Raw genomic sequence first — 12389 nt, 5'->3', positions numbered from 1 at the left:
TTTGTGACAAAAAACATGAAATACGAGTTTTTCTTTTGACTTTATTTTATATGTATATTATATATGTATTCTCGATACAATATATGTTAAATGCAGATGAATAAAAGATCTTTTTCTTGAATCGACATAGTTCTCATAAGACTATGGCATATTACTTTACCCATCCATATTCCTTGCTGCTACTTTTTTCGACAAAAAATTCCATATATTTATCCCCACAAAAAAAATTTACTTCACCGGCATGGTTACCCCATCCGTCCGGCATAGGCATGCCACCGCGATGAAACAAGCAACCTAAGGTAACGGCACAAGCATGCCATTCCGCCGAGACAAGAATCACAAATAAACATAGCCAACCACTCTCCCGACAATATAAAATAGAATGAAGAAAAGAAAAATAATCAAACGAAGAAACATACAAGCTTTCAAATCCTACTTAATATTTTTAGAAGCACACAACGACCGCAACGAATTGTTGCACGAAACAGCCGAGTTTTTGCTCGAGAATAAATCGTTGACGAAACGCGAAAAGGCCTTCAAACACCACTTCTTCGCCCTCTATGCACTCGAACTGGCAGGGGCTTGCGGATGTAGCGAAGTGTTACCCGACCATTTGCGCATTGACAACCCGGCGAAGACACAGTTCCTAATCGAACTGATGAGCGCACTGCGGCGCTACGGGGTATTAGGTGACATGACCATCAAACAATTGGCCAGGATACTGAGCTGCATCCTTTGTTCGGAATACAGCACGGATGGCATGGCAAATCGACTGAAGGAAGTCCATCCGGATTATGAGTTCGTGCACAGTGCCATCAAACAACTGATAACCGACATGAAGAAAAAAAGTTCTGCCAAATAAAAATACTCACCCCGGGAGAGTGGCTTGTCCGTTTTAAACTTCGTTTTTGCACAACACCATATCATTCATATCACATAACCTGCTGTAAAAAAGCTATTAAAATCAGCAAAAACAAGGAAGATGTTCTTCTACCAACGACTCGTATCTTTGCTGAAAAATTAGAAAAACATCTTGCTCTCTTATATATATTCTTATATAATAATGAAAAGGCGTCTCAAAATGTGTCTCAAGCCTGTCTCACCGGGACTATTTTCATCCTTATAAGAAACTGAAAAGCAGATACATAGAAAGAGAAAAGGCCGTCTGAAAACTGTCTTAAAGCGTGTCTACTAATATTTGTTAACAGCAACTTCAAAATAACAGTCTTATGCAAAACATCGACAATCCAAAACAAAACCTGTTTCAATGGGGATTTCTCAAAGTTCCTAACGTCATCCTGAGCAAAAAGTATGCCGACACGCCATACTCCCGATCGTACGGAGAATTATATACCTGCCTCCTGTACCATGCCAATCGATACGACAAAGAAAACACCGTCAACTCGTACACTATCTGCGGCAAACGGGGCGAATGGATCACTACCTACCGCACTATCGAAGAGAAAACACAAATCTCACGCTCACGGCTTAAAACGCTGCTGGACAACATGGAGGCAGATGGTGTGATCTCTGTCCGACGGATGCGATATTTCACCATCATCACCATTACCGGCTACGATGACTGGATGAAGGTACCCACCGCCGGCAACAATCCGCCACCGGCAACACCTGTCCGGAAAAACCTGCCGGAACATCGCAAAGAGAATTTCAGACCGATTTACCAACGTTTCACTTAAATACAAACATCGATCATGACAAAAGAAACAATCAACAAACAACAACTCCCCTCTCCCCTTGACGCTTACCCCGCAACAGTAGAAATGGAACGCGCCGTCGTCCTGGCCATCCTCGTGCAAGGCGATGCCATCGCCGACGTGGCCGAACGACTGCTACCCGACATGTTCACCCACCCCGGTTACCGTCTGGTTTATCGCGCCATGACAGCCCTCTATGACCGCGAGGCAGACATCGACATGCTGAGCATCGAAAACGAAATGCGCCTGCTCGAACCCGAACAGGCTGAAAAACTCGGCGGGCTGGGATTCATTGCCGACCATCTGCTGACGGTGCGCAATGCCTCGCACATCCGTACCTATGCCGCTGCCGTGGTGCGCTGCTGGGTACTACGTCGCCTGTGTGCCGATATGAAAGAACATGCGATCCAAGCACATGAACCGACAGTCGACGTGGTGTCGCTGCTCGGTAAAGTGCACAAAGGGGTGCAGAAGCTGGAAGATTTCTTTGCCGTCAGCAGCACCACGCACGCTGCCGGCGAAGTGAGCCGCCGCATCCTTGACCTGATTTACGACGAGCAAGCCCAACGGGCCAAGGGCGAAATGCAGCAACTGACGACAGGCATCGACGAATTTGATCGCCATCTGGGTGGGCTCTTTCGAGGCGAACAGTTGGTGCTGGCAGGCCGTCCCTCGATGGGGAAAACGGCATTGGCACTGCATACAGCATTAGCGGTGGCACGCAAAGGGAAACGGGTGTGCTTCTTCAGCCTCGAAATGACGGAGCGCCAGTTGGTGAGCCGCCTGCTCTGCATGCTGAGTGGAGTAGAACCGGACAAGCTCCGTTTCAAACAACTGGAGGCTACCGACCGGGAAAAACTGGAACGGGCAGCCGAAGAACTGGAACGACTGCCGCTGTTCATGAACTATTGCAGCGGCTGCACCTTCGAAGAGATCCGGGCGAAGACGATGGCGTTGCACCGACGCGCACCGCTCGACCTGATCATCGTGGATTACCTTAACTTGATACAGGTGAACCCGGCCGGACGAGGCGAGGTACGCGACACAATGGATCTGGCACTGGGCGACGTATGCCGCAAACTGAAGAACCTGATCATGGAGGCAAACGTGGCGGGCATCGTGCTGGCGCAGCTGAACCGTAACTGTGAATCGCGCACCGACCATGTCCCGGTAATGAGCGACCTACGCAACTCAGGCGAAATCGAGCAGATAGCCGACAGCATCGCATTCGTATACCGGCCGGAGCAATACCGGGAATATTACGATAAACAGACGAAGGAAGATATGCGGGGCGTGGGGCAACTCTTCGTCGCCAAAAACCGCAACGGAGCGACGGGCGAAGTACGCTTCCGCTACAACAACAGTTTGACACAGATTTATGCGTACAAAAATTCACAGATATGAATACCGAACAATTGAAAGCCGCCAACCCGATAGAGCAGGTGGCGGCACGTTATACGACCCTATACCGGGCAGGTAGCAATTACAAAATACTATGCCCCTTCCACGACGACCATCATCCCTCGCTCATGCTCCACGTAGGCAAGCAGTTCTTCAAATGCCATGCTTGTGGAGCAGGCGGTGACGTGATCAAGCTGGTGATGGGATTGGAAAAGTGTAGTTTTACCAAAGCAGTAAGCATTATAAGCAGTGAAACTGTAACACACCCCCTACCCCCTCCCTTATCCCCTGACAAAAAGAGAAAGGATACTCCCGACACTAAATCGTCCCTTTCTCAAAATCTCCAATTCAAAAACTTGCTTTTGCCCTACGCCTCCGGCCACTCGGAACTGTCACCCACCTGGCTCGACTTCGAGGTCGGGCTGGCACCGGCTTTCGTGCCTGAAGCCTTCAAAGCGATGCGAAGCCGCCTCATCTTCCCGATTTACGACGAGAAAGGGATACTGACAGGGTTCGGCGCACGTCGAATCGACAACGCTCCCCTCGACACGTCACACACCCAGTCTCCCAAATACATCAATTCGGCCAACAACGGACTGTTCGACAAAAGCCGGACCTTGTACGGAATCCACCGGGCGGCGGAAGCGATCCGTCGGGAAGGTTTCGCATTCGTGGTGGAAGGTTATAAGGATGTGCTTGCCATGCACGCCGCCGGATTCTGTAACACGGTAGGGCTGTGCGGCACGGCGCTGGCCGACGGGCAAGCCGACATCCTTTCGCGCCATACCACCCGTCTTCATCTCTTGCTCGACGGTGACCGCCCCGGACAGGATGCCGCTGAAAAGATCGCCACCGAACGGAAACGGCTATTCAGCATACACTGTACCTCCATCCCCGGCGGCGAAGATCCCGACGAGTTGTTCCGACGCTTAGGAAAAGCAAGATTCCGCACCTATCTGCACCATCTAACGGCAACAAGTAGCTTAGCGGCACGCCGCTTGTTGGGCTATTGCATCCGACATCCGGCAATGGCATCTTTGCTCGAACAGATGCTCGAAGCGGACGACATGCGGTTTGCCGATAGCGATTACACTGATTTACTGCACTGCCAGGCCTTACAAGAGGAAGTTCCGGAAGAGTTGGAAGTGTTTGCCAGTTATCTGGAATCGTTACTGCCGGATTTATTCCCACCCCTACCCGACCTGCCGGGTGTGCCGGAAGAGATGACGGAAGAAGGCACACGGGTTGTACCCGAAGTCATGCTCCGGACACTCGTTACAGAGTATTACGAAGAAAAAATCATCTGTGAAGCCCGCCAATTGTGTCGGCAGGTACAATCACATTCGACGGAACACCGCCCTACCCTCTTACACAACCTCCACAAACAACTCTACCGCCTCTCACAAGTCACCTGCGAAGCAAAACGGACAGTGGCAGTGGACGAAAGATGGTTTTGAGGGACAGAATCCAAACAACCACATACCTTCGCAAACCTCCGCCGACAATCGCAAACGGCCCATCTTTGCCGTGTCGTAGCTTTGTATCGTAATCATACAACAAACAACAAAGTTATTCACCATTAAAACTTATCTGATTATGGCAGTAAAGTATCGTTTGGTCCTGAAAAAGGACATGAGTAAAGATGCGGCAGAAGGTAGCAAACTATTTTATGCAGTAAGTAGCTCGACGGGCATGTGCGACACCAACCAGTTGTGTGAAATCATCGCCGACCGTTCGGCGGCTACTCCGGGTGATGTGAAACTGGTGCTTGACGGGGTAATCCATGTACTGAAACAGAAATTGCCGGAAGGGCAGACCGTACAGGTTGGCGACCTGGGCTATTTCCAAGCCTCGCTGGGCAGCCAAGGGGCAACAACGGAAAAAGAATTTTCTGCTAACCTGATCAAACGCCGCCGCATCCTGTTCCGCCCCGGCAAAATGCTGGTACAGCTTTCCGAAAACTTCAAGACGGAACGTTATGCCTCCGGCACAACGTCCGGCGAAAGCGGAAGCGGAAGCGACAGACCGGAGATCGAGTAGTCAAGGGACCCCCAAGTGATCGACTATGCAAGCCACTTGCTTGGGGGTCAACACCTTCCTTCCAGGTTTCCATCCACAGTCTCTCAACCGGGAAGTCAATTCACTACTCAATTTGATCCAGCGGCGCAGCTGCACGGAAGCACATTCGGGCTTGCTGCCAGGGAAGTACAACAGGGCTAGCTCCTGATACCCCCACACACGTTCGAATTTCTCTTTTTCGTCAGTCATAACTCTTCATCTTACTTGTTTAACAATGTATAAAGATATGCATTTACAAGTTAATAATCAAGGAATAATAAACTTAATTACATCCCCAAAAAGATCATGACAAAACAAAATTTTATCAGCCTTTATCTTGCCGACGCCGATGTAGCCGGTAGCAAATACCGCATCAACCCGGTCATTATCCTGGCACAAGCCGCCATCGAATCGGGCTGGGGCGAGAGCGTGCTTGCCAAAGAACACAACAACCTGTTCGGCATCACCGGCTATGGCAAGAAAAACGAATATTGGCACGGCGGTAAGGTGGAACTGAAAGAGGGCGGACTTTGTTTCCGCAAATACCGTTCGACGCGTGAAAGTATTTTCGACTTCGCCCGCCTGATCCGTACCGCCTATCCCACAGCTGCCAACGTGAGCCATAAACCGGCATCGTATGCTTCCGAGATCGCTTACAGCCGTTATATCAGCGAAGTAAACGGCGACAACCGGGCGGCCTACCGCAAAATGCTGTGTAGCATCTCCACCAATCTCCAACGGTTGATCGACCTGTACAGGACTAAACAATTCGACCAGAAATTCAACAACCCGGCAACCGGAAAACCGACTGTCAGGAACTTATTCAACACCCCTCAAATCCCCTAAAACGTATGTCAACACTCAAAGTCATTTTCGATTTTCTCCTTTCCGTCGTGAAGGTTATCTTTCCCGGAAAACGCAACGGGAGGCACTGCCGCCCGAATCACACCGTTCCTCACCCTCATCGCCCTAACCACCCTACTCCTGAAGGAGACGGAAGTAGCTCTGGCAGCGGTGGGAGCAATCCTGTCAATGGTAAGGCCGGAGAAGCAAAAGACAGTACCGACGTCATCGAAATCCCTCCGGACGGAGAGATCGACGACAGGCTGGCAGGATATACCCTGATTGCCACGGCTATCATCGGTTACCTGTGCAAGGTTTACTTGTCAACAATCACATAAAAAAGAAGAGGCAATCAAAACACCCCCTTGTTCAGATTGCCTCTTCTAAACATCTTTCAAAATCTTGTTTACGGCAATGGTATCAAACCATTATTACCTGTTGCACCAAACTTCTTAGCAGCTTCTTCATTCAAAGCTTTGACAGATTGCAGATTAACAACGGTAAATGGTTGATTGACCAAATCTTTACATTCTATTTGGAATGTAGGAAATTTGTCTGAATCCTTAATGTCATTGGGGATATGTACCAAAACACCAAAGTCGGTTATCTTGAAACTGACATTTCCTTCACGACCTAACAATCTAATAGATTTTATATCAGAGTTTTTCCATCCCTTCAAAGAAGCCAAGAGCAAGTCATTTTCCAATTTGGAACAGACAATCACGTTCAAATTGTTTCCTTTAGTGGTATAACGTACACTACCCTCTCCGAATGTTTTCCAAGGGGAAGTACCATAAATGGCATCTCCGTTTACATCCAACCAAGCACCTATCTCTTTCAACATAGATACAGCTTCAGGATCAAAACTACCATCCGCCTTAGGGGGAATATTTAACAGGAATATGCAATTCTTTGCCACAACATCAACCATCGATGAAAGAATGCGATTGACCGTATAATAATCTGATTTACCCGTATGAAACCATGCACCGATAGACTCATCGGATAATTGTGGTTCCTCTTGTATCCTGTCAGAATATGCCCGTTCCAAAAGTATCGAGGCTGCCCCTGGATAGAACACTCCGTGGTGTTTGATGTCTTTGATACCGAAAAAACCTTCACAAACTCCACCATGCTGTTCTGCATTGTGATTCAAAAAGAATGACTCTACTTCCATTCCAACCTTTCCTCCGTCGTCTGTGTATGGCAAAGCACCATCAATATAGAAAAAGTCAGGATGATATCTGCTAATTAAATCTATTGAACGGTTCTTCCACATCTCTTTCCAACTTTGTGGAGAAACCATAGGAGAACGTAACTGGCAAAAATCAGGACCTAAATCCGCGAAATTAGGATATTCATGATATAAATCTTGGTATTCCAACATATTACCATCATATGGGATACCAGCTTTAACACCTGTCTTATCTGCCCCTTTGTTGGTTTGAAACCAGCTATAACTTCTCTCCAAATGGGTAGTAACCCCCCAACGCATACCTGCTTTCAAAGTTTCATCCCGAATCATTTTACAGACATCAACCTTCGGTCCGTAGTGGGTTGAATTCCATTTGGGTTGGTACTTAGAGTCCCACATATCGAAATTATCATGGTGAACCGCCATGGTCAATACGAACTTGGCACCTGCTTCTTTGAACAATGATACCCATTCTTTTGCATCGAACTTATCTGCATTCCACGCTTCTACAACGTCTTTGTAACCGACTTCCGAAGGGTGCCCCCAATTACGTAAATGGTCATTGTATGCGGCAGAACCTTCTATATACATTTCACGGGCATACCAACCGTTGTTCTCACTCTTGGACGCACTTTGCGCATTCCAATGACAGTAGATACCAAACTTTGCTTCCTTGATCCAATCCGGACATTTATATTGCTGCAAAGAAGAATAACTCGGAGCATAGTACTGTGCCATAACATTGGTAGAAGCACAGAGTAGTAAGAATAATGATTTTAATTTCATTCTTATTATTGATTTGTCTCATTATATACCAAGAAAATGATCATTGATCTTTTTATCCAGATGGCGGACAGCCTCGTTGACATGACCATTGGCCACTTCCGTGATAATGGCTCCCTCCTTTCCGGCGTATTGCCAGTGATGCGTCAAGACCTCTTTCAAGGGGACGAACTCACCGACACCGGCTGGAGTCACATTTTTGACTGTCACCGACCCGTTTTCATGGCATGAAGGTATTTTAATATCCGGATATTTCGATAAATTATCCTCTCCAATTCCGACGATATAGCTTTTACCATTACGAACCAACCAGCCTTCCAGTTTCGCCGGATACTTATTCACCTTTTCATGCCAATGCTCGGGAAGCATCTGTCCCGGCAGGAGAAAAAGATCTTGCAACATATAACCGTCATCCAATTCATTCGCATAACCGATACATGCTAATCCTAGCTCTGTATAACGGCCTGTCCCGTAATCGCTTACCCAAATCGATCCACGCGTCTTATCGGTAACGGGGTAATTGTAATATTTCATCAGAGTAATAACAGCGTCTTTGGCTGCTTCTTCATTAAACCGGCCATCGGCAGTGTAGAAATCATCATTATTGAAACTCAACGAGATTGATTCTGTTACTTCTTTTGATACCGGGTTTGCATCCTGTACTTTCGTAGCCGGCTGGTTACATGCAGCCAAAGCCATAAAAGCCAGTGAACATAAAAATAACTTTTTCATACGTATATTTATTATATTGATACTTACTCTATTGGAGTCGTACGGAAATTATAGGTGGATACGACATTGTCAGACGTACGGATGGTCAGGATGAAATCGTATGCTTTCCCTTTTTCAAACGTCATTTGATTGGTCAGTGCCATATCCGTTTTGCCGTAAGGGACAAGCGGTGATAACTTGGCTTGTCCGACAACCTTCCTTTTCCCATCCTGAAGTTGTTCCAATAACAAGACAGCCTTTTGGGAAACCACCTGACCGAAGTTCTCAACCACGACATTGATGTTCCGGCTATCCGACGCAAATACCGGCATCCGGGCAGAAAGGATCGGATCATTATAACTCACCCAGGGCAAACGGGCATATCCGAAAAGTAATTTGCCGGAAGTTGTTTTCCCTAATAATTTGGGCGCAAATTCTTCTGCGGTTATACCATTTCCTTTCGCATCGAAAGTAACGACCAGGTCTTTTCCTTCATTCTTCGTACTGAGCACTTTACAACCTTTACCATAATTCACCTCCGTAGATGCACCGAAACGAAGAGAGTTCAGGTCGATATCCGTTTGCGGATTAAATCCTTCTTCGGCTGCAATCTTAACACGAATAGTCTTTGTCTTCTCCGTAATCGGTTTCGTATCGAGAACTGTCAGCAATACACCCGGATTCAGGGGGATGCTGATGTTTTTGGAACTGTGGTTATCGTTTGGCAAATCTTCGTTCTTCAATGTGTCGATAACAGCGAAATTTGCCTGGATAGCACGGCCATATTTATCCTGAAAGATTTTGATTCGTTCATATTTAAACCAGTTCTCCACTTTTCCATCTTCATGGAAAGAGACTCCCGGCTGGTAAGCCTCTCCCGGATCGGTTATCCAATTGATACCATCTTTCGAGCGTTGATAAAAAGCGATACGTCCCAACCAATCATTCACAATCAGATGGTATTGAACGTGGTCACGCCAGACAACAGGGTCTTCAAACTCCCCTTTTACCGGAGGATAAGCCCGCTTATCGGAAATCTGGTTGTAAGGCGAAAGTCCGGTCTGGCTGATCCATACACCACCTCCACGGCAAACCATCAGATAGGAACCGTCTTCCCGTTGAGCGAAAGTCAGGTTGGAAAGACCTTCTATGATACGGCGGTCGCGTTTATCAAAATCAAACTTCTTACGAGTCCACGGACCGTTCAGGCCATCGGAAATATAATATCCGTCGATTACATAAACAACAACACGTCCGTCTTTTAACCGGAAGGCTTCCGGATTATGTCCCGGACCTATCGTATCTTTTATTATGAAAGGACCTACCGAATTTTTACATACGGCATGGTAAACTGTCGAATTGGGCCAGAACATATGTCCTTTCGGAGAGTTCTCCGGCCAGCCGCAAACGTATAAATGATATTGGTTATCTTCTCCCAGCAGGATATTCCCTCCCCAATAGGAACAAATATCGTCTTCGATACCGTTATCGACATAACGTGGAACGACATCTTTGGCTCCCCAGACATCACTGCTCAGTTTTCCCGCCGGCATCGGAAGAAAACGGTCTATAAACCGGGCGCCTTCAACCAGGTGATCCCATTCGACGGGACGAGGTCTTTCGGTGATCTGGGCATTTATATCCTGCATACCGAACCAACAGGCAGCTGACGCACACAATAATAAAGAATAGAGTTTCATTGTATTAAGAATTAAGCTTTTAATGCTTCAAATGTATAACTTTTATATATTGAGTGCTGCGGCTTATACGAAAAAAACTACGCAAAGGTTTGCGTAGTTTTCAACCGGATATTATTTAACGACAGGCTTTTCTTTTAATATTCCTCCTTCATTATAGCGCTGGTTATTGGGTAATCCTTTTTTATTTACCCCCTCTTTCATCAGCACTTTGAGTTCTTCCAGATAAGACTGGTACACCTTGCGGGGTTCCACTCCGTATTTCTTACATAAAGAGGCAGCCATACCGACAACCTCGCCCATCATCCCTGTCGTACGCATCACACGGACCGTACCCAGTGCAACATGCGTAACACTGATATTGCGCCCGGCCATAAACAGGTTATCTATATTGCGGGAGTAAAGACAACGATAAGGAACCGGATACGGATGGATCAGGATATGTTTCGTTACCGCCTTAAATTCATTTCCCGGAAAATGGGCGCTGTTTGCTGGATCCTGCCAATGCAGATCAATACTCCAGGTCGTAGCAAAAGAAGCATCTTCATGGGTGACATTTTTTGTAATGTCATCTTCTTTCAGAATATAGTCCCCCATCAAACGACGGGATTCCCGTTTGCCTGCCACATAGGCCACCCAGCCCAGTTTACGGTTGCGATACTGAGTATTCTCTTTCATCTGATTCTTCAGGTAACTCCAATTGGAATAAACGACCAGCATGCCATAGTCACGAATACGTTCAAAATCTTTAATCTGGTCCAGGTTCATTCCGGTCTCCCAGGTCCATTCACCCATCAGGACTTTCTCGCAATTCTTATCATTGAACTCCACGCCGTAACTGAAATCCGGAAAAGACGAGTTTTTTCCATTGTCTACGGAATACCATTGAACGGAAGCACCCATTGTCATCTTATCGGCCTTTTCGGGAGCGATACTTTCTCCGAATTCACTCTTGGCTTCACGTCCCATACGGAAATCGGCTCCGGCCAGATAGCCTATTGTTCCGTCTCCCGTACAATCTGAAAAGAGAGGGGCTTCAAACTTCTGTTCTTTACCACTTTCGATATGCCGGGCTGTAACGGATGTTATTTTATTACCATCTTTTGTCACGCCGATTGCACGATAGTTCAGGAAAAGAGTCACATTCTTTTCATTTGCCAACCAATCCAGTTTTTTCTGATCTTCGTAGTTTTCCGCAGGTTGGGCATTTCCTCCCTTTTCCGGACCGAATTCTTTTTGCAAACCTCCCAATTCTTTATAGACGCCTTCTTCTATACGTCCTCCCAAATGGACACGGATCTCCGAACTATTATTACCTCCAATCACCGGACGGTCGTTAATCAAAGCAACTTTGCATCCTAAACGGGCAGCCGATACAGCGGCACTCATCCCGGCAATACCGGCTCCGACAACAACCAGGTCATACTGTCCCGCCAACGGCGCTTCATCCGGAAAACCCTGCGCTTTCCGGCGGAAGGCTTCCAATTGTTTCATATCGGACGGAGGTATCCGCCCCTCTTCCGTAGTAAAATAAATAGCATCGCAACGACCGTCAAAACCTGTCAGGTCATGCAGCTTGACCACTGTCCTGAGATTTTTCACCGACACCTTACCGGCAGCCTGCCACATCCAGGCTGTACCTTCGGTTCCTAACGGTGACGCCAGCTTTTTACCTCCTACCGACAAGCTGAATTTACCGGGCCCTTCTCCTTTTTTCCAAGGAGAAGTCCAGTTATATGTACGGACATATACATAATACTCCCCCTTTTCAGGAAAAGTAACTTCAGTATAAGCATCGTCTACCGGTTCACCCATACCATGGGCTAGCAAATACGGCGATCCCATCAGATCCATAAACTGCTGGTCGACTACCCAGCCTCCTTTGTGACTGAAACTTTCAGCTTCAACGAAAAGGTCGGCGGCTCTTACCGTACCTAAACTCAATAATAGTAATAATGTTATTAATGCTTTCATGATAAATATATT

Annotated in this window: 12 protein-coding genes; 7 read left to right on the top strand and 5 right to left on the bottom strand. The window is 47.0% G+C overall.

All coding sequences use genetic code 11. From position 1 onward, the window contains the following. Positions 1-382: 382 nt before the first annotated feature. The 5 genes from C825_RS12660 to C825_RS12640 all read left to right on the top strand — a co-directional run bounded on the left by C825_RS12660 (position 383) and on the right by C825_RS12640 (position 5156). A complete protein-coding gene (locus C825_RS12660; protein WP_010802720.1) occupies positions 383-862 on the top strand; it encodes a hypothetical protein in 480 nt (159 codons plus the stop codon). 367 nt (positions 863-1229) lie between these two features. Next, complete coding sequence (locus C825_RS12655; RefSeq protein ID WP_010802719.1) at positions 1230-1697, top strand: hypothetical protein; 468 nt, start codon at positions 1230-1232, stop codon at positions 1695-1697. A gap of 15 nt (positions 1698-1712) precedes the next feature. Further along, positions 1713-3119, top strand: coding sequence for a replicative DNA helicase (locus tag C825_RS12650; RefSeq protein WP_010802718.1), 1407 nt, complete (start codon positions 1713-1715; stop codon positions 3117-3119). Further along, complete coding sequence (locus tag C825_RS12645) at positions 3116-4573, top strand: CHC2 zinc finger domain-containing protein (RefSeq protein ID WP_010802717.1); 1458 nt, start codon at positions 3116-3118, stop codon at positions 4571-4573. The genes C825_RS12650 and C825_RS12645 overlap by 4 nt, the downstream gene beginning before the upstream one ends. A gap of 139 nt (positions 4574-4712) precedes the next feature. After that, entirely contained in the window at positions 4713-5156 is a 444-nt protein-coding gene (locus tag C825_RS12640) for an HU family DNA-binding protein (RefSeq protein WP_010802716.1), read from the top strand. Here C825_RS12640 and C825_RS12635 read toward each other — a convergent pair whose 3' ends face one another. Continuing rightward, positions 5157-5384, bottom strand: coding sequence for a DUF4248 domain-containing protein (locus tag C825_RS12635; RefSeq protein ID WP_010802715.1), 228 nt, complete (start codon positions 5382-5384; stop codon positions 5157-5159). It lies immediately after the preceding gene. Between the two features lie 96 nt (positions 5385-5480). On the opposite strand from C825_RS12635, the gene C825_RS12630 reads away from it, so the two are divergent. Further along, positions 5481-6020, top strand: coding sequence for a glucosaminidase domain-containing protein (locus C825_RS12630; protein WP_010802714.1), 540 nt, complete (start codon positions 5481-5483; stop codon positions 6018-6020). Between the two features lie 5 nt (positions 6021-6025). Next, positions 6026-6355 (top strand): hypothetical protein, encoded by a 330-nt coding sequence (locus tag C825_RS12625; RefSeq protein WP_010802713.1) that lies wholly within the window; start codon positions 6026-6028, stop codon positions 6353-6355. A gap of 68 nt (positions 6356-6423) precedes the next feature. Here C825_RS12625 and C825_RS12620 read toward each other — a convergent pair whose 3' ends face one another. From C825_RS12620 to C825_RS12605, 4 genes are all read right to left on the bottom strand, one after another. Next, positions 6424-7998 (bottom strand): alpha-L-fucosidase, encoded by a 1575-nt coding sequence (locus tag C825_RS12620; RefSeq protein ID WP_010802712.1) that lies wholly within the window; start codon positions 7996-7998, stop codon positions 6424-6426. Positions 7999-8019: 21 nt separating this feature from the next. Next, positions 8020-8727 carry a cupin domain-containing protein gene (locus C825_RS12615; RefSeq protein WP_010802711.1) on the bottom strand — a complete coding sequence of 236 codons (708 nt, stop codon included), beginning with the start codon at positions 8725-8727 and terminating at the stop codon, positions 8020-8022. 23 nt (positions 8728-8750) lie between these two features. After that, on the bottom strand, positions 8751-10406 hold the full coding sequence (locus C825_RS12610) for a glycoside hydrolase family protein (protein ID WP_010802710.1): 1656 nt from the start codon (positions 10404-10406) through the stop codon (positions 8751-8753). A 111-nt stretch (positions 10407-10517) separates the two neighbouring features. Then, complete coding sequence (locus C825_RS12605; protein WP_010802709.1) at positions 10518-12377, bottom strand: FAD-dependent oxidoreductase; 1860 nt, start codon at positions 12375-12377, stop codon at positions 10518-10520. Between the last annotated feature and the right edge of the window lie 12 nt (positions 12378-12389).

The sequence above is a fragment of the Parabacteroides sp. ASF519 genome, assembly GCF_000364265.2.
Classification (GTDB): domain Bacteria; phylum Bacteroidota; class Bacteroidia; order Bacteroidales; family Tannerellaceae; genus Parabacteroides; species Parabacteroides goldsteinii.
The sequence above is the reverse complement of the archived record's forward strand: the minus strand, read 5'-3'. Positions and strand labels throughout refer to the sequence as shown.